14 protein-coding genes and 1 tRNA gene are annotated in these 25664 nt (G+C 41.6%); 2 read left to right on the forward strand and 13 right to left on the reverse strand.

Annotation, left to right across the window (positions count from 1 at the left end):
* Nucleotides 1–42: 42 nt before the first annotated feature.
* The 13 genes from JMX07_RS06995 to JMX07_RS07055 all read right to left on the reverse strand — a co-directional run bounded on the left by JMX07_RS06995 (nt 43) and on the right by JMX07_RS07055 (nt 15927).
* Complete coding sequence (locus JMX07_RS06995; protein ID WP_201607069.1) at nt 43–4332, reverse strand: hypothetical protein; 4290 nt, start codon at nt 4330–4332, stop codon at nt 43–45.
* The gene (locus JMX07_RS07000; protein WP_201607070.1) at nt 4329–5585 is read right to left on the reverse strand and encodes a hypothetical protein; all 1257 of its coding nucleotides are present in this window, start codon (nt 5583–5585) and stop codon (nt 4329–4331) included. Before JMX07_RS07000 ends, JMX07_RS06995 begins: the two co-directional genes overlap by 4 nt.
* 2 nt (nt 5586–5587) lie before the next feature.
* Entirely contained in the window at nt 5588–7111 is a 1524-nt protein-coding gene (locus tag JMX07_RS07005; protein ID WP_201607072.1) for a restriction endonuclease subunit S, read from the reverse strand.
* Nucleotides 7111–9255 (reverse strand): class I SAM-dependent DNA methyltransferase, encoded by a 2145-nt coding sequence (locus tag JMX07_RS07010; protein ID WP_201607074.1) that lies wholly within the window; start codon nt 9253–9255, stop codon nt 7111–7113. Before JMX07_RS07010 ends, JMX07_RS07005 begins: the two co-directional genes overlap by 1 nt.
* Nucleotides 9256–9314: 59 nt before the next feature.
* On the reverse strand, nt 9315–9698 hold the full coding sequence (locus tag JMX07_RS07015; RefSeq protein ID WP_201607076.1) for a hypothetical protein: 384 nt from the start codon (nt 9696–9698) through the stop codon (nt 9315–9317).
* Nucleotides 9699–9700: 2 nt separating this feature from the next.
* On the reverse strand, nt 9701–9889 hold the full coding sequence (gene mads1, locus JMX07_RS07020) for a methylation-associated defense system helix-turn-helix domain-containing protein MAD1 (RefSeq protein ID WP_201607078.1): 189 nt from the start codon (nt 9887–9889) through the stop codon (nt 9701–9703).
* A gap of 249 nt (nt 9890–10138) precedes the next feature.
* Nucleotides 10139–11557, reverse strand: a complete 1419-nt coding sequence (locus tag JMX07_RS07025) for a DUF3631 domain-containing protein (RefSeq protein ID WP_201607079.1) — start codon at nt 11555–11557, stop codon at nt 10139–10141.
* A 2-nt stretch (nt 11558–11559) separates the two neighbouring features.
* Nucleotides 11560–11814, reverse strand: coding sequence for a helix-turn-helix transcriptional regulator (locus JMX07_RS07030; protein ID WP_201607080.1), 255 nt, complete (start codon nt 11812–11814; stop codon nt 11560–11562).
* A 155-nt stretch (nt 11815–11969) separates the two neighbouring features.
* Nucleotides 11970–12563 carry a hypothetical protein gene (locus JMX07_RS07035; protein ID WP_201607081.1) on the reverse strand — a complete coding sequence of 198 codons (594 nt, stop codon included), beginning with the start codon at nt 12561–12563 and terminating at the stop codon, nt 11970–11972.
* A gap of 144 nt (nt 12564–12707) precedes the next feature.
* Nucleotides 12708–14174 carry a tyrosine-type recombinase/integrase gene (locus JMX07_RS07040; protein ID WP_201607082.1) on the reverse strand — a complete coding sequence of 489 codons (1467 nt, stop codon included), beginning with the start codon at nt 14172–14174 and terminating at the stop codon, nt 12708–12710.
* A 212-nt stretch (nt 14175–14386) separates the two neighbouring features.
* Nucleotides 14387–14462 (reverse strand) — tRNA-Arg (locus JMX07_RS07045).
* Between the two features lie 73 nt (nt 14463–14535).
* On the reverse strand, nt 14536–15336 hold the full coding sequence (locus JMX07_RS07050) for a hypothetical protein (protein WP_201607084.1): 801 nt from the start codon (nt 15334–15336) through the stop codon (nt 14536–14538).
* 66 nt (nt 15337–15402) lie between these two features.
* Nucleotides 15403–15927 (reverse strand): hypothetical protein, encoded by a 525-nt coding sequence (locus JMX07_RS07055; RefSeq protein WP_201607086.1) that lies wholly within the window; start codon nt 15925–15927, stop codon nt 15403–15405.
* A gap of 440 nt (nt 15928–16367) precedes the next feature.
* On the opposite strand from JMX07_RS07055, the gene JMX07_RS07060 reads away from it, so the two are divergent.
* Nucleotides 16368–20849: an exodeoxyribonuclease V subunit gamma gene (locus JMX07_RS07060; protein WP_201607088.1), complete on the forward strand. Its 4482-nt coding sequence runs from the start codon at nt 16368–16370 to the stop codon at nt 20847–20849.
* 248 nt (nt 20850–21097) lie between these two features.
* Nucleotides 21098–25624: a UvrD-helicase domain-containing protein gene (locus tag JMX07_RS07065; protein ID WP_201607090.1), complete on the forward strand. Its 4527-nt coding sequence runs from the start codon at nt 21098–21100 to the stop codon at nt 25622–25624.
* Nucleotides 25625–25664: the final 40 nt, after the last annotated feature.

Raw genomic sequence — 25664 nt, forward strand, 5'->3', positions numbered from 1 at the left:
CTTTGCGATTACTACCCAGTTTAGCTGATATATATATTGTCACTAAGCCCCCAAGCTTTCTGCAAAAGTTAAACGCATTTTTAGGATGCCTTTATCTACCAATATTTGTTGTTGCTGAATGTTCAGCTTTGGCTCTTCATTCTGATTAATGAACTCATAGATACGTTGCCACTCATCTAAAGACAGTCCAGTCCCACTAAGTGCTTTATTAGCTATTTCTTTCCAGTCATGCAATGTTCTATCACATGTTAGTAGCACCTCGCTCACCATAAGCTCTTTCATGTCTGAGAGATTCAATACAGTAGGATGAGGGCTAGAGTGCTGCTGAGAGATGAATAAAGGCTTTAGCATGGGTAGCCAGGCATTAACCTCTTTAATAGAGTTATCTTTCATTTGATTTAAATGTTGACTGATCTTTATTAGATCGCCATGTATGGGGGCGATTTGACCACGAGCAGGCTTTAATAGCTCATCTGGCAAATCTCGAAGGGCAGTAAACTGACCATTACGAAGGCTGGCTTGTATGAGCTGACGTTTTTGTTCAGCATCAGAAGGCAAGTCCTCTATTGCGTCTTCGATTAACTGTAGTTTATTAATCAGTTTAGGCAATTTGGCTATATCGTCTGGATGTGGGTAAGAAGCAGGAGCATCTGCTAGCTGCCTGTGGAGGCAAACAGCTTGAGTCTTCTGTTCAGCCAAGTTGTCCAATAGTTTTTCAAATCGTGTTTTAAAATCACGGTAACTCGTCAGAATATAACCTTGAATATCAGCAAGAGGTAGTTGTTGTTCGCTTTGTAGGTTCAATCCGACCTCAAATGCTAACGCATTCAATTTCTCCTGTGAATGAGATAAATCGAGTTTTCTTAAATAATGTAACAGTGTATCGCTACCAGCTTGCTGCTCTCTTTTACCTGTGGCACTCGTATTATCTTCTTTCAAGGCTCCATCAAGGATATGGCCTATGGTACGTAAAGAATTGGTATAAAGGGTTTTTGGAAAATTGTTTAGAGTAGAGACATCGTTTTCAATGTCTGCGATTAAGTCGATTAAACGTCCATTGATTTTTTCAGCACTATCTTCAACGAACTCCGCAAACAAACAGGCTTGTTCGACACGCTGGAATAATGAGGTAGTCTTATCCTCTAAGTTTAAGTCATGTGAGCTCTTTAAGTTTATTTCAGAGCATTGTATAGGTTTTACTTTTGCTACTAGTGCTAATACATTAGCTCGTTTAGCGATTAGACCAGCAAGTACACCTGTATCACTGAGGTGAGAGATATCCTGTAATTGCTCTTCTTTTTGTTTCAGGTCTATAAAAAGCTGGCGAGCTTTCTCAAGTTGCTCTTTGGCTTCCACGGTAGCGTAACCTAATGAGTTTCGACCAATAGGTGCAAATATATCGTCTATACGACCTTGACCATAGACTCGGCTCATCACCTCAACTTTGGCTTTGTACCCATCGATGCTATCGTCATTAAACCAGTTATTAGCTTCGATAATCGCATTATCTAATCGGGATCTTGGATAGTTTTGCCATAAAGCTTGTCTATCGTTAGGGTTTTCCAAAGTTAGAAGGTTTAGTTCACCACACCACCACATCCACTCATCGAATACGCTCTTCGCTGTATTATTGGTATCACAAATATAGCCAAAATAAAATTTCTGTTTGAAAGATTCGAATTTCCAATTCCATTGTTTATTAGGATGTGCGATACGAGATAAAAACAGTGGAATTTGCGCCTGACTACGCTGCGGATTATTAAGCTCAGTAAAAAGACCTGCATGTTCATCAGCAGTAAAGCCTTTAGATATAAAGCTACCAGGAACTTTTAATTTGTCTAGTAAGCTCCCGAGCTCTTCCGATGCAACACCATGTTCACGTTGTAAGTCCATCAGACCGTTAAGGTTGGGATAGCCGATGGCTAAGGTATACCAGCCTTTAAATAATAAGTTACGATCATTCGTTGATAGCTTGCCATCCGCTTTAAATGGCCAAGCAATTAAACCCCGCTCATGCAAACGATGACGCCATTTTTGAATAGCATTGGTTGCAAATGTCGTTAGAGCATTTAGCTTATTCCTAAATTTTGCTGTAAAGCTTTCAGTGTTTAAAGTGATGCTGTGTTTTTCGCACAACGCTAAGCTCAAGCCTATACGCTCTAACTGATCTGTTTCGCTGGAATTCACATAGTGTAGTAGTACCGCATCACGCAGTAGAGAATCATTCTCTAAACGGCTGTATTGTTCCATTAAGTGAGCAGAAGCCGTTAATGCCAACACAGGTGTGCGACCATTTTTGCGTGCGTAATCAGATGCAAAGTCGTGCAATTGGTCCAACTCGGTTTTGTTGCTTATCCATGCAAGTAACACCTTACCATCAGGATGTAGTTTGAAACCATCTAGTGTAAACAATCCGCCTCGTGGTTCGCTAAGCAGTACTAAAGGCTGACCATTACTACCAGCACTATTACTTAGTAGGGTTTGATCGTATTTCCAGTTGTTGTCTAATAAACGGATAAAGCCTGTCAAACGAGCCAAAGATTTTAGAATGGGCTTGTGATTACTGTCCTGTAAAAGCTCAGCCATGGCTTTTTTGTGACCATCACCCATACTAGGGTCTTTGAAAATAAGCGAGTTTTGTTGCACGCTGCGGTAGCGCAAGTCCAGTCGTAATAGCATCGCAACGCTGGGTCCGATGTGGGTAGCTTCATGTGTATCAAGCTCGGTCGCTTCACCGACCAGTTTTTGCCATAGAGCATCGGCGGCAAATTCAATCGCTGGATGATCATATAGTAAGCTCAGTAAGTGCTTAAACTCACCTTTGGACAACGGTAATAACACGGCATGTTTGTCTTCGCTTTGGACCTGCTCTTTGATAGAAAAAGTAGATATATTATCGAGCAAAGTATCTAAGCTAAGAGCTTGTTCGACAGCGGGATAGTACCACTCCTCACCTTCACGTCGGAATTTGGCTTCTTCTAGAGCTTTTCGACATTGCCAGCGTTCTAGACTTAACTTGCGGTAAAGAGCGGCAATAGGCTCTTCATCTTCGTTTTTAAGCGCTAATAAGTCTTGAGCGTTTGCTATTTGATTGATTCGAGCGGGTAACTGACCATAGAGTAAGTTTTTACATTCAGCTAATAATGTTTGATCACGAGTTTGAATGCCCTCAATAGCACCTTTATCTAATACATGTTTGGCCACCCGACCAGAACCTGCAAGTACTGCTTCAAATAGTTCTCCAATATCATTTAGTTGTCGGTCCGCTTGCTGATAGTGATATAAAACAGCATCAACGTTAGCCATGATGACGTTAAACCAGCCAAAGTTTGCGCCGCTCATCGCATAAGCTGCTTCTACCAAGCCAGTAGGGTATTTATATGCCAGCTTTTCGTCTTTATCTAGGCTTGCTACGTAGTCAGAAACATCGGCAAAGGCGTTATGCTCTAATTCAACCAACTCAAAACGACGCGCGACGGATTGAATCTCCCGAAGTTGTTGCCCAAGTAGGGGTGAGCATAGCGCCACATAACGCAGCCAATGGAGCTTACGACGAGGGTCCTCTTCCTTGATTGCTTTACCAATTAAGCGAATAGCCTGACCGTCTAAGCGTTTACTATCATCATCTTCTAGTCCAAAGGTGGCAGCTTCAGCTACAGTTTCCAGCTCGTCTAATACTACGAGTACATAAGATATACCAAAGCGCTCTAATACTTTATATGCGGATTGAACAAGATTTACTACCAATGTCGGATCGGTGTATAAATCCTCTTCACTGTGGTCGGCACTAAGCTCTAACGCATCCGCTAAATTTTGCGCTGTGAAGCCAAGTGGCATTAAACGCTCATAGGCTTGCTTGGCAATTTCACTTTGAATTGAGCCATCGAATTTCTGCGTTGCCAAAGGCAATAATGCCTGATACAAGCCAAAGGCAAACCAGTTATCAGAATTTTGATAGTCAGAGGCAGCTTGAGAGTAGCGAATATACAGCGCTAAATATTTATCTTGCGCTTGTGAGTCGAAAAGCTGCTGATCATGTAGACTGCCATTTTTATCACGTACAAACCAACCTCTAGAACAGTCATTTATTTGTGCTACCAGCTCATGGCCCAAGCGCGATTTACCGCGGCCCCATTCAGCCTCTATCGCAAAAACATGGGCAAAACGGTCTTCTTCATGGTCTACGGTGTGTAAAAAGGTTTGAAAGCGCTTAAAAAATCGGCTTTGGCCTACTAACGGATCACTCGGTGGATAGTCAGAAACACCAGTAGCCGCCCAGCGATGTTGCTTGGCAAGCGTGGCAACTGATTGATCATCTAGTTCAAAATTCATAGTCCACTTCCTTGAATGTTAATAAGCTTCGCTGCTCGTATGTCTCGTGCCGTTTGTTTCATAGCTTGTTGTAAGCGCGCGCTTCTATAGCCAAAAATAGGTGCTAGTGGCAAGCTATAGCAAGCATCACCAAAGTCTGGGTTAATGCTATAAAGTCCTGCTTCATTACGTCCACCTTCCTTAAACTGCCAAATCTGATGGCTTAGTAGGTTTGCAACTAACGGCGCTAATGCTCGGTTGAGGTCATGAGTATCTGGTACTTGCGGATATATCGAGATATTTAGGTTATTAAGCAGTGCTAGTAAAAATGCTGCCAAATTTCCAACATTGACTTCATCGCCTTCTACGCCTTGCACGACCACACTGATTTCTGTTGGCGAAAAGGCATTTTGGTTACTGGGTAATGTAAGTAGCAAGCTATCACGTTGTTCAGCTGCCCAAGCATCCTGTACAAATACGAGTAAGCTTAGAAGGAACAACCAAGGTTGCTGGGTGAACCGGGTTAAATGTGATGAGGTGTCACTACTTGAACCTCGTTCAGTGAGTATCCACGATGCATGAGGTTTAGTTTGATTTAATAGCGAATAAGGTAGTGCTAATAATCGTCTTGCACACCAGTTTTTATCAAGGGCTTTAGCGCTAGGATCAATGGGCGTTAGAGAGGTTAGTCTAGAGCCGGCTTCGTGAGCGCTACGCTCGGCAGAGCTAGCCAACTGATAACTGACTCTTAAAATCCTAAGTAGGGCTGGCAAGGCGGCATTATCGTGCAGGCTATGTCCGATCAGCTCATGCTCTAGATCACTTAATGGTCCAGTACAAAGCTGAGGATTCCTAGAAGTGCCTTCCAGCTCTTCTAGTACCCATGCACTGGCATTACCCAGTTGGCTAATGATTTTAATCAGCATCTGTGGATCGCGCATATTACCAGCTTCGCGGCAGCGTGCAGCAGCCAAGCGTAGCCAATGTTCGCGAAAGCTTGGATTTAAGCCTAAGAGAGCCAGTTGCCATTCACCAAGTTGGCTTAATGTACCAAAAGCCGTCAATAGTGGCGCGGTCAAAGTATATGCAATTGGCGTGTCTGGGTCTTGATTGTCGCTAATAGGTTGTAGCAGCCCGTTTTGCAAAAGTGGTATGGCAGCGAACACCTCAACAGCTTGTTCGACCGCTATACCACCTCGTTGCCAAAGTAGGGCACAAGTTGTGCTGGCATGTCGCGCTTGTAGCAGTAATGAGGTTTCGCTGATGGCCGTCATCGCTAGTCCTCACTATCAGCAGCAGTGGCGCTCGCCAGCAAACGATACAGCTCATCTATATCACTGAATAGTGGCGTAGCACCCTCTATAGCATAACCTTCGTTACTGAGTTTGCTTAATATAGCTTTATCTAATGTATTATCGCCATCTTCTAGCGCTTGCTGGGCTTTAATCAGTTGCTCTTCAGTTAGTTGGCCTTCGATTAGCGCTTCGACTAGGGTTTTGGCTGTTCTTATGAGCGATTTTGACGCTCTAGTAGTAAGCTCATAATTTTCTAGTAGAGTTAAACAAGTTGTTTTTTTATTTAGAACATAATCTGGGATGTATAATGCAAGTAGCTCTTCTTGACCAATCTGAGGCTGTACAGCGCCATAGCTAATCTTGTGAAGAAGTATTTTTCCGGCAGTAGAGTTAAGAAAGACTGAGACGGCTGCAGCTGTTTCTTCTTCTTCAAACTCTAAACGAATAAGATGACTACTTATGACACAACCCTTATCTAGTATATTTACTTTGATAGCTGTACCGATAGAGCCTGTTCTTACCACTAATACACATCGCTCATGAATTATAGCTTTTGAAGGTATGCTGATATCTGATCCAATTTGGGGAGCATCTTGTACATTTAACCGTCCTGAAGATACTTCTGTTACTGTAATATAGGGTACACCTTCATTAACAAAATTACGCTCTTCAAAGCCGTTGGCAATAGATTTAATCAGAGAGCCTAGTAATGTACCGGATTTTTTAGTAAAACGTTCTACAGCAATTGCTTTACTATCATAATATTTAGGATCAAGACGATTAGATAAGTCATTTAATGTTGGGTGACTAATTTTGGTGTCAGGTGTGTTACAAGCTACTAGATACTCACTTGTATTCAAAACTTGTTCAATTTCTGATTCCAGCTCTTTAGCCCAAGCGCGTAGTTGCTCAGCCTGACGAACTTTATCTCCAATATATTTTTGGGCTACCAAATGTGGATAATAAAGATTTACATTTTTTGTATCTGTAACACCTAAGTATTGAATAATACTACCGAGAGAATAGCGCTGAAGCTGCCCTACACCATAATAACTAAATAAAAATGTGGATATATAATCAATATCTATATGACTCTTAGGTCTAACAGCTATGATGTGTTGAGTTATATTCGCTTTTGGCAATGATTCAGGAACTTTACATATTTTTTCACCAACACTAGCTTTCACAATAAGTAGGTCGCTAGGCAGAACCTCCGAAGCTTTAAGTTCTTCATGAGATTTGGGAGATAAGTGCACAAAGCTTTCTGTTATAACTTCAAACTGACCAACATTAGTAACTCGGAATAAAGGTATTCCTTCTTCAACATATAAACTGCTTGGAAGTTTTGAGCCGAACGGACCTGTAAAAAAATGCCCAATAGAACCTAGCTTTACGCAATTTAAGTGAGAGAGTACTTCGTCAATAACCAAATATTCAGGACGATAAAAATCAGAATCAAGTCTTTTAGTATTTAAACTGTCTACGGATATTTTTCTATAAAACATTATTCACCCCGCTTATAAGCAGAGGCGATTAAATCCAAATCGTTGGGCACGCCAGCATTATAGTCTTCGATATTGTTCTTCACTAAATAACCTAGCGTTTCAGCCACTGCCATAAATACATCAGTCTGTGGCTCAGGTAAGAACTGCTCGGGCTGATCAGGACTGACACGACGCTTTTGTAAATACATGATTGAAGTCTTGGCACCAGTACCTGATAATTTAAAACAATCGCTAGGTAGTGATATCACTGCTTTTACGATGGCCTTACCACCGACGAACTCACCAGACTGCTCATCCTTCTTACCCATGATGTACTCACGCACATAGCGGTCACCTGAGTTACATAATATGCCATCAGGTAACACGATCATCAGTCGTCCACCAGGTTTAAGTAGTTGCAAGCAGCGGTCTATAAATAGCACAGCTGGGTCAATGCTCGCACCGACTGGCTTCCAATTCCCTTTTTTATCAGGCTTACTACCAAGGGCTAAGCCATCAGTAGAAGGTGCTAGGCTGTAAGTTGGTTTTTTATCAGTACCACCAGTTTGGCGTAAGTCGGTACGGTAGCCTGCCCATTTAGGGTTGCCGTTTTCATCGAGGTATAAGTCACCAGTATCATCCCAACGCATTTTTAGGTGGTCATAATAGGCGTTATAACTGTCAGTCACCTGTTCTGTGGGTCGAAAGCCACCGAGTATCTGCTCCATATCAGCTTCATAGGTCTTTTTCGACGCTTGTGCATTTTTATTGTTGGCGAATTTTGGTGTGCCAAACGGCGGGTTAGTGCAGATGAGATCAAAGCTGTTAGGCTTGAGCGCGGCGGTGGTTAGTGAATTGTCCGTATAAAATATCTGAGCCTTTGGAGCGCCTTGTAATGCCATGTTGACCCGTGCCAGCATCACCATACGCGGTGCAGCATCAGCACCCGTGAAGCCTTCATTACGCAGTTTCTCTTTTAGTGCTTCTTTTTCATAATCATTTAATCCACCAAGCTGGGTATCGATAAGATGGTCTAATTGACTTAATGCCACTGAGCCAAAGCCAAATGAGCCACAGGTTGGATCACAGAAGCGGAAGTCGCCATTAGATAAGCGGGCGATAGCCTCATCGTCATTAGCGATATCGTTGATGGCTATCTCTAACATGGCTTGCTTGACAGGATTAGGAGTGAGGTAGACACCTAGGCCGCCTTTGGACTCAAAGTTAGCACGCAAGAATACATCGAATACTCGGCCTAATAAATCACCAGAGACATCGCCTAAGGTACCTTGTTCTTTGGATATGCGTCCATCGTTATAAATGACTGGACCAAGATTTTGTAAGGCTTCAAGTAAATCTTCATAGTTTTTTGGTACAGATAATCTCAAATGAGTATCTTCCGAAAAAATAGCGTTATGCGAGCCATCATCACTGGTGACAATATAATCCTTATGTGATTTAAACTCATTAAAAGCATCTTTGATTAAGTTGACCGCTTTATCACCTTCTTTTTTTACATATTGCCAATTAAATACAGAGCTAAATAGGTGTTTATTACCCTGTTTATCAGTGAACTGAATATCAGGGTGATAAATACGAAAGCTCTCTAAAAATAACAGCTTGGCTACTTCTTCAATAATATCGTTTTTATCATTAACTTTATCTTTAGTAACGCGATAGACGTTTTCGTGAAACGCATCGAAGCGGTGCATTAGGTGCGTATAGATACGCATGGACCAGCGAAAAGTAGGATCACGCTCTAACCGATCGAAACTGTTTAATTCCTCTAAGCTGGGAAGAACATCGACACCATGGGTACCATCAGAGCCATCAGAACCAAATAAACTCAGAATACGGCTATTGGTGCCATCGCTGATAACAGCGAATACCGGCCAATCGCTGTCAGTATCACTAAGTAGCGTATAGGCTAAATCATCAAACTTAGCCGTATCAGCCGCATTTTCCCAATGACCTTCTGCCAGCGCTAGTAGCATAACAGGTGGTGTCAGATTGCCTTCTACCATTCCCTGTATTAAGCCTGCTTTGGCAAACTCGTGTGATGATAGCTCTAATACGGGTTGATCGAAATTTCGATGTTGTTTAACCAGATGATTAAAGAGGTCAGTTAGTTGAGCTTGTTTGTCGATTTTATTGTCTTTTGCCATGAGGTATTTTAATTCCTAAGATTTGGTATTTGAATGTTCAGATGGTTGTTTGATGGATGTTAAGTATCAAGTACCAAAAATGGTCCTTTGACGTTCATTTGGTGGTTTTGTTCAGCCAGTTTACGTAATTGTTGCTCAGTGGTAGTCGTGCCAGCTGGTAGTTTCTTTAATACCTGTGTGAGAAGCATGCGCCCACCAGACTTTCGCAGTAGAGCAGTTAAGTGCTCTGTGATATTGGAGGTTGTTTGATATGCTGATTTAGATTCGTTTAATATGTTACGTGCTGGCAAGGAGGCTAGCCATAGTGTTACTTGGGCTTGATTAAAGCCTAAAAAATGCCAAAGCTCCTGCTGTTCACTAAAGAGGTCATCTGCAGATTTTTTTGACGTTTTAAGTTGATCAATAAGCTGATTAAGTAATGAGTTTTGAGTTTCTTGATGCATAGCTATTCCTTGATCGTGGCTTGCTCAGTTTGCTTTAACACCCAAGTATCGAGGTCACTGCGTTTAAAACGCCAAGCATTGCCTACGCGAAATCCTGGTAACTCATTACTAGCTGCCAATCGATAAATAGTTCTCTCATTGACCTTGAGGTATTCGGCCACTTCTTTGATAGTCAAAACTTCACTGTCCATGACGAATAGCTCCTAGTTGTGTCGAAAGAGTACATATAAATACAGTTTATACCAGTGGCTAGCTGTGTCAATGAATTACACAGTTTTTAAGAGCAGGCAAGTCTTAACATTATTTTTGAAAAATAATATAGTTAAATAAAAAAAGTCCGAGACCTGTGTTAGACAGGTCTCGGACTTTAAGGGAAACGCATGCTTCAATATTCTAGAAAATACCTAGATACCTTGTATTATCGAAAATAGAGGTAAACGCTACGATATATAACGTGACAAAGCATCTTGGAATTCATTGATATCATAACCTCGACCTCTTACTTCCTTGCCATTTACGTCAATGGTTCTCATACACTTAGATGAAATACGAAATCCACTTAGTCGTTTCGAAATCTGTGGTAATGTGATAGGTTTGCCATGATTCAAAGTTGACCAGATCATCTCTGGATCTCTACACAATGCTGCTAGCAAATGCTTACTTAAAAGTCTATCGGTTTCATGTAGATTGAAAACAGTTTGAATATCCGCTAATAGCTGTTCATTTAAGCTAGGCTCATCGCTACCATTACCTAATATATCCATGCATGATTTATGCGTTTTTTCTAACCAGTCATCACCCAATATCATACCTATTTTAAAGAGTATCTGCCAATTATCTTGCGCGCGATCGTTGATCGTAATAGGCAGCACTGGCTTAGCATCTTTTACTGCTTGCAAATTATCATCTGACCACCTAGCAAGCTGTGACTGGATTTTGTTAGTGGTATCTACAGGCAGATCACGCACTCGTTTTTTTGACTCATTTTTCATTTTACGTCGTAGCGTGAGCGGTATTGATCGATCTATTAACGTGTCTGGAATTTTACCGATACCAGAGATAGCTTTAGCGCCGTATACATTAAATAATACAGGCTCATTATCATCACCGACACAGCGTATGATATATGGATTATCACGACTATGCCCTGCATTTAGTACACCTCGAATGCCTTCATTATCATTGATAAATGTGTCAATTTCATCAATGAACAAAGTCGGCTTGAAACTCTCAATTGAGCGAAATAGAGCCGACCCTGTAATGTTGGACGTTGACAATGACCGTTTACTCATACGGCTCATTAATGTTAAAAGCGTACTTTTACCGCAGCGCCTCTCAGGCGCATTTATCCAAGCAATAGGCAAAAAATGACTTGCTGATATGATCCAGGTTAATATAACCCATAATGTAGCAGCGATTTTAACTGCATCAGTACAGGCGACATGCTCGTCCAGTGTCTGATAAATTCGATTAGCTAATAAAGCGCCATCTACTGGTTCTGCGTATGGCTCAGTATCAACTACTAAGCTTTGAGCTTTTTCAGCGTCCAATTCGTTTCTGGCACTTTTCACTAATTGATCAAATGCTTTTAATGTTACATTTAAAAACTTGGCCGTATCAATTCTTGCTAGCTGATAATTTAGCTCAGGTAATCTAGCCATCTCATTGATAATAGTTTGCGCATCATATGAGCTAATTTTTGGCACATTTTGTGATAAAATATCTAATGATGGCTGGTCTATGTCATCTCTAGTAATTTCTGAAAGCTGAGCATCTTGCAGGATGCTTGGCTTTTTTATTATGTTAGCTGATGGCTCAGCAACAAGATTAGGAGGGGAGGTGTGAGTGTTTTTATTCATGATTATGCCTCTTCCTCATTAGATGAAGAAATATGACTATCAAGCCAGGCATTAATGTCGGACACACGCCAAAGACTGGCGCGTCCGATTTTTATTGGGGCAGGAAACTTACCTTCATTTATGAGGTGATAAATATGTTTAGCAGAAAACCCAGTGATGCCGCGTGATGCCGGTCTAGCTGTAATGATACGTTGCTGACCTGATTCAGTGGCATAGTTGCGAGCTGGACGCTCAGGTTGGTTTGCGAGATCTGACATTCGCAAATATCTATTTTTTAGTTTCATGTTATTACTCCATAGCACGGTTGGTTATGCCAAGTTTGGCTGAGTGCTACGAAGTAATATTAGGTAAAGTGATACATTAAGTCATTTCTATAGAAAAAATGTTTTTTTCTATAGAAAAAACATTTAATCTAAGATTCTGTTTTAACTAAAGTTTTAGCATATTTTTTTGCTTCAGAAAATTTTTTGCTCAGTGTGCTTTTTGATAATCCACGGATTTTATATTTATCTAGAATAGTGTCAATAAGTAGCTCCTGGGTATATCTGTCTCCAGCAATATCCTTTATAGAGTTCATAACTACACCTAGAACTAGTAAGCTATCTCCCTGCTGTTCTTCCTGCTGAGGGTTAGAGTTTGAAGGTAGAGGAAGCTCTCTAAGTAAGTATAAATTTTGATACTTTTCTTTGAATTCACTTGATACTGTTCTTTCATCTCTATGCATTCGTGCCGCGTTCTGATAAAAATTAAGGTAATCCTGAGCTTCAGCTTCTTTATCCTTTTCTGCTAAGTTTCTGTAAATGCCATCTTCCTTAACATAAACATGGTTATAACCATGAATGTTATCGTCAATATAAGTTTTCAAAATAGAAGAGTAATTAATCAGAATATATACTGCGGTAGAATGTATGCTACTCTGATGTTTATTTGCTAGAGCCTGCAAGTTTTCAGTTGCTAATATATATTTTTCGTCTTCTTCTAATCTTAAACTATCTAAAATACCCATAAATTATATCTCAAAATATATGTTAATTAATAAAAGGAAAAATGTTCTGAATGTATATAAAGCAACTAAAGCCTAGATAATTAGACCCAGTCTTGCATTCAATTCCATAATAATTGCTGGTTTACAAGAAAATCTGAGTTGTAACTATTTCATCTGACTAACGAGCTGTGCTAATAGATCAGGCGACACACCCTGAGCTTGTAAGCTTTTTATTAAAACATCTTTATCATGTAGCGCTATATCAGTAGCTTGCTCATTACGACTATCCATTTCTTTCTTGACTTCATCTGGTGTAAGCAAGTCGAAGCTCACTGCCTTACCAGCTCGCAGGTCGTCTAGATGATTTGCCCATTGATTCATCATCATCTGCCGTTCTGCTAGATGTGCTGATAAGTCATAACGCTTTTTGACACTGGACTGCTCAAGGTGAGCCAACTGTATTTCTATAAGGTTTTGACTAAACTGCAACTCGTATAGTCCAGTGCTGGCAAGCTGCCTAAATCCATGGCCAGTCATTTTAGGATAGGGGTCACCAGTGTATCCCATCCGCTTTAATGCTTGATTGAACCATACATCGCTGTACGGTTTGCTACGCTCAAAGTTATAAAATACGTAACCCGTTTTTTCTGTCAAAGGCCGCATACGCTCGATAATAGCCATTGCCTGTGGTGACAAGGGGATAATATGATCTTGACGCATTTTCATCTTATGCGCTGGGATACGCCAAACATTTTTATGATAATCAATCTCTGACCATTCAAAAAATCTTAGTTCTTTTGTTCTAACAAAGCACAGCGTCATCAGCTGCATGCCAGCGATAGTCTGTTGATGCGCGTTTGGATTATCTGCACCGTATTGATCAATATTGCGTAGTAGCTCAGGGAATTGGTGCTGCTCAATCGCTTTCATACGCTCAGCTTTATGAGGTCTTAATGCTTTGTTGCGACCATAAGCAATGTTGATGATATCGTACCCTAGTGTATTAATAGCATACTCAAAAACTGAGCTAATGAGGGCAACACACTTGTGTGAAGTATCAGTTGTCCACTTCCCCCGCTCTTCAAAATAGGTTTGGATTGCTAATCCAGTTTTGATAACGTCTTGAGCCGTTATAGAGGCAATAGGGTAGTCGCCTATATGCGGTGCAATATGCTTATCTAGATAGTTATGTAGTTTTTGAACGTTCTTAGGTGTGGTACTAGATCTTTCGTTAATATAGCTCTTAGCGATAACTCTAAATAAGTCTTTTTGCTCAAAGTTATTCTTTTCATAGTTTTTATGTTCAGTTGGATCAACGCCATCACTGAGTAGCGCCTGAGCTTTATCACGTGCCAGCCGAGCCTCTTTTAGTGAGACTTCTGGTTTAAAGGCAGAATCAATAGTTTGTTTGGCAGGCTTATAAATGCCAATCTGGTAAGTTTTTTGCTTGGGTTTAAGATCTTTATCGGATTGATAGCGATAAGTCATCTGCCAAAATAGTGAGCCATTTGGATGTTGTATCAGATATAAATTGTTGCCATCACCATGGCGTGTAACTTTGACAGGCGTGGATTGTTTGGCGATTGCTTTCACGCCAGCGTCAGTTAATCGGTAGTCTTGTCTTCTCGTCATAGCTTATACCCCAAGGTGTCGAGAGGTTTAACAACAACCTCACTGCATAATTAACAACAGAAAATGACGTTGTATATTATTTAACAACTCATTTAACAACATTCTAGAGGTGCTAGTAGGTAATGACAAGTGTTTAATAAAGACAGATAAATAGGTATGATAAGTGTTTAAAGGGTTTGAGGTAATGGGAGGTTATGTCTAAATACAATGATTGGTGCGCCCACCAAGACTCGAACTCGGATCGATCGCTTAGGAGGCAACTGCTCTATCCTGTTGAGCTATAGGCGCATTATGGAGTGACATTGTAGAAAAAAGCAGTCATAAAAGCAATCAACAAAAGACAAATAGAGACAATTTATCTTTACTCACCATTGCTAAGCGCGTCAGTGACATCTACAGCATGATCACCTGATGCATTTTTTGCCTGTGAGGTTGGTTTAAATAAGTCATTTACACTGTTCTTATAACCACTAATGTTCTCATAATCATATTTTTTTAGTATATCTTGACCTGTGCTCGATAGTAAAAAATTACGGAAGTTAATAGCAGTTGTATCGTCTGTCAGGATGACACCTTCAAGCGCCTGTTCATCTTTTAGCGCATAGTTAAAGGGGTTTAGAGTGTGTATCTTTTTATCTTTATCATGCGTACTATTATCACTATTTTTATCAGATGCATTACTTATATCACTGGCCTCAGTACTTTTCTGACTTTGACCATTTCTATCTTGTGCCTGTTGCAATTCTGACTGTAGGAGTGATACTCGTTCTGTAGATAGGCTATCGTCATTGGTAATAATCATATCTGTATCAAAGACAAAGAGTTTGTCTTTGGTAGAACCACTACTTGGTACTGTAAGAAGGTCGTTAGAGAAGACATAGCTCGCTAACACTTGTACGTGCGGATAACGAGATTCAAAACTCACAATGATATCGTCCAAAGGTATCTGTAACTTCTCCTCTGCTCGAATGTATAAAACACTGTCAGCAATCTCTCTTGATTCATCACCTTTCGTACTAGAGTCTGCTTCACTTTCACTTGCCATGATTGGCAATGGGTCTGTGTTTTTGCGATTACTGGTCCACAACCAAATGAAGACCGCGATAAAGATTGTGAGCAGTAGCAAGATTAGCCCAGCCAGCAGTAGTTTGTAGTCTTTCATATATTACTGCTCTTTTATTATTAGTTGATTCATAACAACGTTTATATACAGGGTAGTATCTAGCTTTTAAAGCTTTTGTTCTAGTACTTCATCGGTTAATTCAGCCAACATGTCTGCAAAAATATCCGTATTTGCAGAAGGGGGAGATACTTGTTCTTCATTAACTTCACCACTTTCATCAGTATGACCATTGGTTTGGCGATTTATTAGAGAATCAGGTTGGTTGTTTAATACCTTGGCAGGCGTAGTAGTTTGATGCGCTGCTAACGGCGATTCACCAGTTAACAATCTGTCTTTTAACCATCTAAACCCATGTGCCTCCCACCATGCTTTAAAACGCGGCAACGTGCTACCACGTACTGCTACAGGTAGATCTAGCGTTCTCAATTTCTGCGCAAGGATAGGGTCGCTGATAGCTTGATGGATGCTCAAATAAAGTGAGCTACTATCATTCGTATAGGGTCGTCTGTTTTGCCATGATCTATCATCAATTTTCATACGCGGCAGTTGCCACAACTCACCGCGATAATACACGACGTATAAGCGTTGTTTTGGATGGACAAAAATGGCATCAATGGGACGCAATGGCATAATATTAAGTAATCCCGTCAATAGAAAGTGTTATTTAGATACAGGTTGTAAAGGCCAATTTAAAAACCACAATGAGGTTATTTCATTGTAAATATGAATGATAGTATAAAACGACACTAAATGTCGCAAGCTTATTATAATATCGGCATCTACACTAGTAAACGATAACCATCAATGGCACACTGATAGCAAATTTGGCAAGTCAACGTTATCAATGGATATGTAGAGTTTGCTACTATGATTGTTTTTGTTTATGGCCCTCATGCTAGCAGAAATGCATCATAGTAACGACCATCAAACATGGATTGATGAGTATCGATTTTTGTTTTGTCTAGATATTTTATGGTGTTTTTGACATTGGATATAGACATCTCATCTACAAGTGAAGCCTTTTTTATTAATCCTAATATCTCACCTTTATTGCAATCAGATTATTGTCTATGTTCACTATTATTCAGTCGCACCGTACCGAAAACCTCGTTGATCAATTGCTTGTACAATACCAGTCCAAGGATCAGCCGGTTTTTGAACCCTTCATTGTCATTGTACCGTCAATGGTATTGGGTGATTGGTTGGACAAAACTATTGCTAGCCGTGCTGGTATTAGTACCTTGGTGCGTACTAAATTTTGGGGTCAGTATCAATGGACACTGATGCAAGATGTATTAACCCGCCATAATGCATACTTACTGGCGCAAAACCCTGAAGCGACAACTCTAAATGTACCCGAAGTGGCGGTGTTATCACCGACAGTAATGCAGTGGCGATTGTTTGGGTATTTGACTTATTATCAAGAGACAATCGTTGCAGATGAAAAGCATCCAGTTCATCCATTGTTAGCGTCTTTGATTGATGACCCACAGGCAAGCGCTCAACAAGACAGCTTACAACAGGATAAGGCGCAACAAGATGCTCGCATTTGGCAGCTGGCAAGCGATTTGGCTAGGGTGTTTAACCGCTATTTGACTCACCGTGAGGATTGGTTGGCATTATGGTCGCAAAACAAGCCGTTGAACGTAAGTGAGTTGATAGCGGATAAAGACGCCTTATCCCTGCGCTTTGATAAGTATGCGCGCGGCACGCCTGAGTGGTTGGTCGACCATTATGTTGAGTTAGAAATTTCCCAACGTTTTTTATGGTCGCATTTATTTGCTGATGTTCATCTACACCGTGTGGCACTGGAGCGTGCGTTCTGGTCAGCTTTAAAAGGCAACAAAGCGAATGAGCGTGATCAGTTGCCCAAAGTACTGCGTATATTTACCATTCAGCAACTGCCACAGACCGAGTTAGACTTTCTACAGAGTCTGTCGCAATACATGAATATCACGCTATTGCATTACAATCCATCAAAGCTGTTTTGGGCAGATATCGTTGATAAATCATGGTTACAACGCCAGCAGATTATCAACCCTGAGAGTGTGTTTTTGCGTGATTATGGTCACAGCTTGCTATCGCGTTTGGGCAAGCAGTCGCGCGATGCGTTTGCGATGCTTGCCAATTTATCAGGTAATGAGCAATACGACGATGCGCTAGTCGAATGGCAAGATAATTTCGACGATACACTGAGCATTGGTTCTAATCATGAGGTTGCTGCTGAGTATATTGATGATGCTAGTAATACTCAAAATAGTCCAAGTTTATTAAGGCGTTTGCAAAACGATGTGCTGATGCTTGATGAGCAATCGACCCAGCAAGCAACGGCTGCTACAGTCTCACAAGCAGTAAGCAAGCAACTAGAGTCAAGCTTTGATGAAGCTAAGCAAGAAACGGCTTGGTATGAAGATAAAGCGTTAGAGAATAAGCGTTTTGAGAAAAACCGTTTTTGGGCAATCTCTTCCCAAGATAATAGCCTAAGCATTCATTCGTGTCATAGTTTGCAGCGTCAGCTTGAAGTATTGCGTATTATGATTGGTCGTTGGCTAAATGAACCTATCAAACTAGGTGAAAAGAAACGCCATATCTCCGACATCGTTGTGCTGCTACCTGATGTTGAACGTCATCATGCATTGATTGGGTCTATCTTCGTCAATGGTAAGGGTCAAGACGGTTTGACTTTGCCTGCTAAAGTGACTGGTGTTGTTGATTCCGACATTCGCCAGTTATGGGAAGCGATTATCGGTTTTTACAAACTATTGGGTAGTCATAGTGCCCGTTTTGAAGCAGCTGAAGTCTTGGACTGGCTCATGTTGCCGCCTTTATTTGAAAGCTTTGGACTGACTCATGAGCAGATGAGCCGTGGCTGTGATTTATTGGTAGAGGCGGGCTTTATTCGCGGTTTTGACGAGCTGCATCTTAAACAAACATTGGATAGTAATGATTACGACTATCGCTTTAGCTTTGCACAGGCATTAGACAGATTGACCCTAGGTCTGGTCATGCCAGAGGCTGAGTTGAGTGATTGCTTATATGATCTAAATGACGATGAATGGCCAAGCACTGCGTTACCAGAAATGACCTTACCGTTACCACAAGTTAGCCTAAATGATGCGTTGATTGTTGAAGCGCTTTGCCGCATTTATACCGGCTTGGTCGCACGACGTGATGATCATACACAAAAAATGAAAGCGGAAGATTGGCTTGATCAGATTGAGACACAAGTTATCCATCGCTACTTTGGGGATGTAGACCAAACGCGTACCATGCGCGCCATCTACAACGCGATGAATGGTTTTAAGTCAAGTCTGCGAGCCAATCGTCACTATAGGCAGTACGCTAGTGGTGATGTCGACAACAGAGAAGTGGAGCAAAGGCTGGCAGGTGTGGAGCAATTGCCGCTCAAGCTGAGCTTTATGCTAGACAGTATCGAAAACGAGCTTGAAAGTCAGCAGGTCAGTGCGGAGCCAACTGGGGTGATTACTTTTGGTCGATTTGGTGCACTAAGAAACGTGCCGTTTGAGTTGGTGGTGATGCTCAATATGGATCTCTCTGAGTTTCCTGGGCGTGACCGAGATAACCGCTATGATTTGATGAAAGCGACCAATGCACGCCGTGGTGACAGAGTTAGTGAAGATGATGACAACGGCGCATTTTTAGATGCGTTACTGTGCGCGCGCAGTGCATGTTGGATGTTCTACAACGGCCAAAGCTTGACGGACACTCATGAGCATCTGCCTGCCAATCCAGTGAGTGAGCTATTGCAGTTTTTGCAAGGCGAGGTGCAATGGCAGGTGAACTCGCTTGAGACATTACCCGAGAATATTGACCCCACCACCGAAAGCCTCAAGCGCTATTTGCCTAAATTGATTAAACAGTGGTTGGTGACTGAGCATCCTGCACTGCCTTTCCATGAGAGTCTGTTTGAGACAGAAATCGAAGGCCATGATGTTTCTGAGCAAGCATCTCCTGATATTGATGACAATGCTCATGCTAATGCTCAGGATTCTAGCCCTGTCGATATGATTGATGAGCTGGATACTTTATTAAATACCGCCATGCGCAAAACCAAGCTGGCTCAGAAAAAACAGTTTCCACCTGCACCGCTTTGGCAAGCGGTGTTTGATACATTGAAAGGGCGAGTGGCTAGTGAGCCTATGCAACTGGTTGGCTTACCCACAAGAGCACAGTATGAGTCAATTGCTCAGGTGCTAGGTCAAGGCTTGGGACAATTAGGTCAAGTGGACAATAAAACCTTGTCTGCATTGGCTGATATGCTAGCGCTAGATAAGGTTGTTGATATTAGCAATGTGAGTAGCATGACAGAGGCGCTCATCCAGAATTTATCTGATAGCGTATTTAATATTGGAGAGATAGACATTGAAGGGGTATTGGCTTACCAAGTACGCCATCCTGCCAAAGCGTTCTTACGGTCTCAAAAGGTGCATGTGGTACAAGGTGAAGAAGCACTGTCGCATCAAGAGCCGCTATTTCTAAACAGTTTAACTACCTATCAAATCAAAGATCATTTGATTAAGCAATTGGTCGCCGATGAGACTAAGGCCAATGGCGGTGATACAACTGCTGAAACCACTACGCCAATCCTGATGTATCAAAAAATCATGCCCGCTGGAGTCGCTCGCCAAACTACATTACCCAATCAACAGAAGAAACTGCAACAGCAGTGTTTGGAGTTCAAAGAGCAGCTAATTGCTAATGGCTTTGACGAAAGCAGTATTCTCAACGAGAGTAAGGCAGATAGCAGCAGTGTATTACAGCTACTGACGCCAACTGCCGAATATCCTGTCCAGATAGAGCTAAAAAATATACTGAATAACACTGACAACGAGTCAAAGCACCAGACGAATATAGACGGTATGGAAACACTGCTTAAGCTATTGCCAAAAACTATTAAAATGAAGGGATTAGTACCAATATTGGCACCCATATCAATTATTCAGGCGGGCGTGCCTTATGCTAAGCAATCCCCCAAGCAGTGGTTAAATATATTGCCCAATTCTGCCAGCCCTAGGCATTTACTCAAGTTTTGGTTGTCACATTTGTATTGGCAAGTGGCCAGACGTACCACCGCTCAGCAAGTGGAATTAAATGATGGCGTGAGTATTTGGCGTTTTAATAAGCCTAGCTCACAAGTCAAAAAGTATGACAAGGTCATCGCATTTAAACTAACCCCGATTGTGTATGAAGATGCAGTAATTGAGCTGATAAAATGGACTGTTTTTGGCAAATTAACGGGTCAAGTGCCCATTACATTATTACCAGAATATGCATTTAATTACCTTGATAAGTATCTAAAGCATGAAGAAGATGACGGCAACCGATACTGGCCAAAACGTGCCGACTTCTCCGACTGGTTAAGACCTAACTATAACTCAGACACGGTATACGATACTTGCTCGCAGCATGCTATTTGGCAGTACGTGCTACGTGACCAAGATGCGTTTAAGGCGTTATCATCAGCGTTGACTACATTAGCCCAGCCATTGTATGAGCCGATGTTTAACGCGTTAACTAACTTAGATGGTTAGCCCATTATCTAGAACAGCCTCTAATTAGTTTTTGCTATCTTGTTCTAGGGCGTGTCTTCATTTCAAAAATGGTGATAAAAATGAGATAAATTGCCGTCAAACGAGGAAAATAGTGCAGATAATATCGGGATATTAACCAGCTATTTGACGATGTTTGGCAAAATTTAGCTGTTTTTAGCCCATTTAGATAACTATCAAGTGAATTGAAGACATGCCCTAATAAATAATAATTAAAAGTATGCGCCCATATGACAGACATTAGCGATCCAACCAATACCATTGACTTGTCTACACAACCGAATTTATTTGATGAATATTCAGATGAGCTGCCTTGTTTGTCTGCTATACCTGAACGTAAAGCCGATGTCATACCAGCAGTCGATGTTGACCTAACGGGCAAGCACCTAATTGAAGCCTCAGCGGGCACGGGTAAGACTTGGACGTTGACCGGTATTGTACTACGCCTACTGATCGAAGCGCGACGTGCGCCAGAGCAGATCATTGCCACAACCTTTACTCGAGCTGCCGCTGCCGAAATGCGTCAGCGTATTCATGATCGTTTGGTGGATTTTTATCAGCTATTACAATGGGTCAATAGCCTAAGTGCTGATACTGGCAATAAAGAGCGTTTGTATCCCAACATACTACAGGTTATGCCTGAGAGTAATAAAGACGCACAAGTAGGCAGTAGTTCAGATGTAGATGCAAACGCTGAGACAGGCATTGATGATTTAAATCAAGACCTTGCTGCTGATAAGCAAGTGGCGGCTGAGAAACGTAAACAAGCAAAAAAAGACCGTGAAGATTGGCTGGTTAATCAGGCCAAATATGTGCGCTTAGACGGTATTATGCAAGATCCTATCAACCTGCATCTCGTCGGTTATTTGCTAGATCATGTGTACAGTTACCCAATGGCTGAAGCTATCAGACGTACCGCACTGGTACTCACTACATTGGATAAGCTGTTTGTAGGTACGCTCGATAGTTTGGCGCAAAAATGGTTGACGGAGTACAGTAGCGAGACTGGTCACCAGCAGGGCATGGGGATTATTGAAGACAGCAGTATTGAACAGGTGACTGACAGTATTATCCATGATGAGCTGCGTCAGTTTCAGAGCCGATTATATTATGAGCAGCCTAAACTTTACGCGCTAATGGATCAGCAAGATAAGCTGACTGCAGTTGGCGATCATAAGAAATATGTGACGCGCTCACTCAACTTTATCTCTGCACCGATTGATGAGATAAGGCATGAGAAAAGCTTTGATTTTGATGCATACGAAAAGCTAATCAATGAGTTTTCTCAGTTAGATTTAGCTGATATCCAGCCTTATTTGAATCCTGACTATAGAAAGTCTCAAGGGTTTCGTGGTGGTTCTAATTTAACCAAACAGTTTGATGCCCTTATTGAAGTGCATCAAAAGATATCAGAGTATCAGCTGACATTTAATAGCTATTTAAATGAGAGCGAAAACAAGATTCTGACATCATTGCAGGATTCTAGATATCCCGATGAAGATGGCAAAATCAAGAACTTTAATAAGAATAAAGAAAAAGAGCATCAGACGCTTTTTGAGTTAGAAACCATTAGTAAGTTAATGGCCCTCTTAGACATGCTTGATAGTTTAAATCAGCATATATTGTTGGTATTGGCCAATCTTAACCGTCATATTGTGCTGGCTGTGCGTAATAGACTGCCAGTAATTTTGGAAGAGCGTGGCGAGACGACTTTTAGCTTGCAGATGGTACGCTTAAACCAAGCATTAACTGGTCGTCAAGGGGATAAGCTGGCGCGTTATATTCGTCATCACTACCCAGTGGCATTGATTGATGAGTCGCAAGATATCAATGGCGAGCAAGCCATTATGATTGAAAGCATCTATTTGCCAAAGAATAAGCGTAAACAGTTGGACAGTGACAAGCAGGCAACCACTAAGAAAGCCAATCATGAGTTTCTGCTATTGGTTGGTGATCCCAAACAGGCTATTTATGGGTTTCGCGGTGGCGATGTGGCCAACTATAATTATATGAAAGCCCAGTTTGACAAGAGTACGCTTTGGACACTAGATATCAATCGCCGTTCTAATGCGGGTGTGATTAACGCATTGAACTGCTGGTTTGGTATGGCTGATGCCACAACTGCTGAGAATAAGCTGTCGCAACTAGGAACCGGTATTCATTACCAACATATCAAAGCGGCAAAACCAGAATATGAGCTGTCTTGGTTTAATGAGTCAAATAGTCTGGATGATGTGCTGGTGACAGAGGTGCTTTCTGCTCAGCCAGTGAGCTTATTGCACCTGCCTTATGATAAGGACAAAGAGTTTGATTATGATGAGCATGAAATAACAGCTCGCCATATAGCCACTTTGCTTAATAGTGGTCAGACACTTAAAGGTAAGCCGATTCAGCCGAGTGATATTGGGGTGCTAGCACGTGCCAAAAAAGATCTGAAAAGAGTCGAAGACGAGCTAGTAAAACTCAATGTGCCGACCTTGACCACCAGTGATGTCAGCATATTTGAGACTATCATGGCAGAAGATGTAGCGGCGCTACTGAGTGCTATGCTATATCCGTATCGTCATGACATGATTAATCGGGTATTGACCAGCCATCTATATGGACTAAGTATCAAAAACATTAAAGCCATGATGACGGATCATGAGTCAGGAATTACCGAGGGTAGTAGTAAGCCAAGCGCCCATGCAAACAGTTCTAATTTGAAAGACTTCTCAACTAATGAAGCTACTGATACTAAAAAAAGCTATCAAGACTTTATTACCTATCTAAAAGAAGGTGCCCAGCGTTGGCAGCACTTTGGCATATTATCGGCGCTACATTATTTATTAGATAAAAGTCCCGTGCAGCCGCAAGGCGTTTGGCAGGCCCTAGCTGCTCATCCAGAAGGTGACCGTCATATCATGGACTTGCGTCATGTGATGGACATCTTGGCGCAGTATGGTCTAGGTATGGGTGAGTATGAGTTGCTGGCGTGGTTCAGGCAGCAGATAGATAAAGCGCCTAATAGTGATTGGGCTAAGCAATATCCGCTACCGACAGAGTCTGGCGTGCAACTGATGACCATTCATAAGTCAAAAGGGCTTGAATTCCCTATTGTCTATGTATTGGGAATGGGTGATGCCAGTAGGAAGTCTGGTAATAAAGAAGACTATGGGCTGTATTTATACAACGCGCAACAAGCGCCCTCAGCGCTAGTGCGGCAGCCGATAGACAGTCAATCGACGGGAAATCAGCGCCGCTTCTCACCACTGCAAGGCTCTGCCACGGTTGAGGATTACTATACTGATATCGAAACACAAGAAGGTTTTGATGAGATAAGGCGGCTTGGTTATGTGGCATTTACTCGGGCCAGTGAGCAGCTTTATGTGGTGCTGCGAGATCCGAGTAACAAGACAGGGTTTGAGCTAAAGCCAGTGTTCTATTGGTTTGAATCGCCAGAAGCAAAGTTTGAGCTACCAGATAGGCTCAAAGGTACCATAGGCATGCTCAGAGGGCATAAGGTTAATGAGTTCTATGACAATAATTACGCAAGCAATGGTGCTAGCTCAGCAGGTATAAATGACAATGTTCAGATGACTGCTACCAAATCAAGTGTTCATAAGCCTACAACAGAGGCTATTGAGTACGCGCCCTTTGCTGAGGTGATGAAAACCAATTATTTTTATGGTTGGGCAAAGACCAGCTTTACCGCTTTGGCACGTCAGCTAGATGAATCTACACAAGCAATGGCGATAGTGGATGAGCGTATTGATGATGCGATAGACATCGATATGACAGAGTCTTCTGTTTCAGACCTCTCTTTACTTAATAACAACGAGTCTCTCGAACAAGACAGTGAACTAAGCCTCAAGGTAGAAGATGATATCCGCTTTACCTTTGTAAAGGGTGCCAATGCCGGTACGTTTTTGCATGAGATATTTGAACAAATAGATTTCACTAATAAAGCCCAGTGGCATCAGGTTATTGATAGAGCGATTAATAGCTATCAGTTACCGCTGATATATAGTAGTGCTGAACAGCAGAGCCGCAGATCACAAGGAAGGAAGAAAGGAATCAACGGTGTCATTGATTTCGATTCAATAGATACAACCAAGCATGAGGCATTAATCAATTGGATTGAAGAAGTGTTGCATGCGCCACTGTTGGCTTCCAATCAACCCTTGATTGCTCTTGATAAAGGTAAGCGATTTGCCGAGTTAGAGTTCAACATGGGATTGTCAGAGAATTTCAAAGCACAGGATATTAGTCAACTTTTTCAACGGTATTTACCTGACGAGACAGATAAACACGTTACTCTAGTGCCACAAAATAAAGCACATCTATATCGTTATTTGCGTGGTGAGATTGACTTGGTGTATGAGCATGCTGGCAAGTATTATGTGGTCGATTATAAGAGTAACTTTCTAGGAAATAGCCTAAGCGATTACAATGAAGATACGCTCAAGAAAGCAATGTCCAAGGCGGGGTACTGGCTACAAGCAGCAATCTATCAAGTAGCATTGCATCGGTTCCTTGCTATGAGGATCAGTGATTATACGGGTAACGAAGATAAATATTTAGGCGCTGTAGAGTACGTATTTTTACGCGGTGTGTATGACCCGAATGCTCAGGCAGCTACTATGCCTACATCGCAAGATGTGGTTCAGTCTAATCACGATAACTTGAGCAGTAATAGTTGCTATGGACTGGTTACTTGGGATATTCCCATTGCATTCATTAAAGGTCTAGATGCCTTGTTTGGCCTGCCTGATTAATAAACCTTATATAGCAATTAGATAGATAAAAATTGTTATA

Source organism: Psychrobacter immobilis, assembly GCF_904846235.1.
In the GTDB taxonomy this organism is placed as follows: Bacteria; Pseudomonadota; Gammaproteobacteria; order Pseudomonadales; family Moraxellaceae; genus Psychrobacter; species Psychrobacter immobilis_C.

Excerpts from the sequence above, each read along its gene's own strand:
- JMX07_RS06995 (WP_201607069.1), bottom strand. The coding sequence starts at position 4,332 with ATGAATTTTGAACTAGATGATCAATCAGTTGCCACGCTTGCCAAGCAA.
- JMX07_RS07000 (WP_201607070.1), bottom strand. The coding sequence starts at position 5,585 with ATGACGGCCATCAGCGAAACCTCATTACTGCTACAAGCGCGACATGCC.
- JMX07_RS07005 (WP_201607072.1), bottom strand. The coding sequence starts at position 7,111 with ATGTTTTATAGAAAAATATCCGTAGACAGTTTAAATACTAAAAGACTT.
- JMX07_RS07010 (WP_201607074.1), bottom strand. The coding sequence starts at position 9,255 with ATGGCAAAAGACAATAAAATCGACAAACAAGCTCAACTAACTGACCTC.
- JMX07_RS07015 (WP_201607076.1), bottom strand. The coding sequence starts at position 9,698 with ATGCATCAAGAAACTCAAAACTCATTACTTAATCAGCTTATTGATCAA.
- mads1 (WP_201607078.1), bottom strand. The coding sequence starts at position 9,889 with ATGGACAGTGAAGTTTTGACTATCAAAGAAGTGGCCGAATACCTCAAG.
- JMX07_RS07025 (WP_201607079.1), bottom strand. The coding sequence starts at position 11,557 with ATGAATAAAAACACTCACACCTCCCCTCCTAATCTTGTTGCTGAGCCA.
- JMX07_RS07030 (WP_201607080.1), bottom strand. The coding sequence starts at position 11,814 with ATGTCAGATCTCGCAAACCAACCTGAGCGTCCAGCTCGCAACTATGCC.
- JMX07_RS07035 (WP_201607081.1), bottom strand. The coding sequence starts at position 12,563 with ATGGGTATTTTAGATAGTTTAAGATTAGAAGAAGACGAAAAATATATA.
- JMX07_RS07040 (WP_201607082.1), bottom strand. The coding sequence starts at position 14,174 with ATGACGAGAAGACAAGACTACCGATTAACTGACGCTGGCGTGAAAGCA.
- JMX07_RS07050 (WP_201607084.1), bottom strand. The coding sequence starts at position 15,336 with ATGAAAGACTACAAACTACTGCTGGCTGGGCTAATCTTGCTACTGCTC.
- JMX07_RS07055 (WP_201607086.1), bottom strand. The coding sequence starts at position 15,927 with ATGCCATTGCGTCCCATTGATGCCATTTTTGTCCATCCAAAACAACGC.
- JMX07_RS07060 (WP_201607088.1), top strand. The coding sequence starts at position 16,368 with ATGTTCACTATTATTCAGTCGCACCGTACCGAAAACCTCGTTGATCAA.
- JMX07_RS07065 (WP_201607090.1), top strand. The coding sequence starts at position 21,098 with ATGACAGACATTAGCGATCCAACCAATACCATTGACTTGTCTACACAA.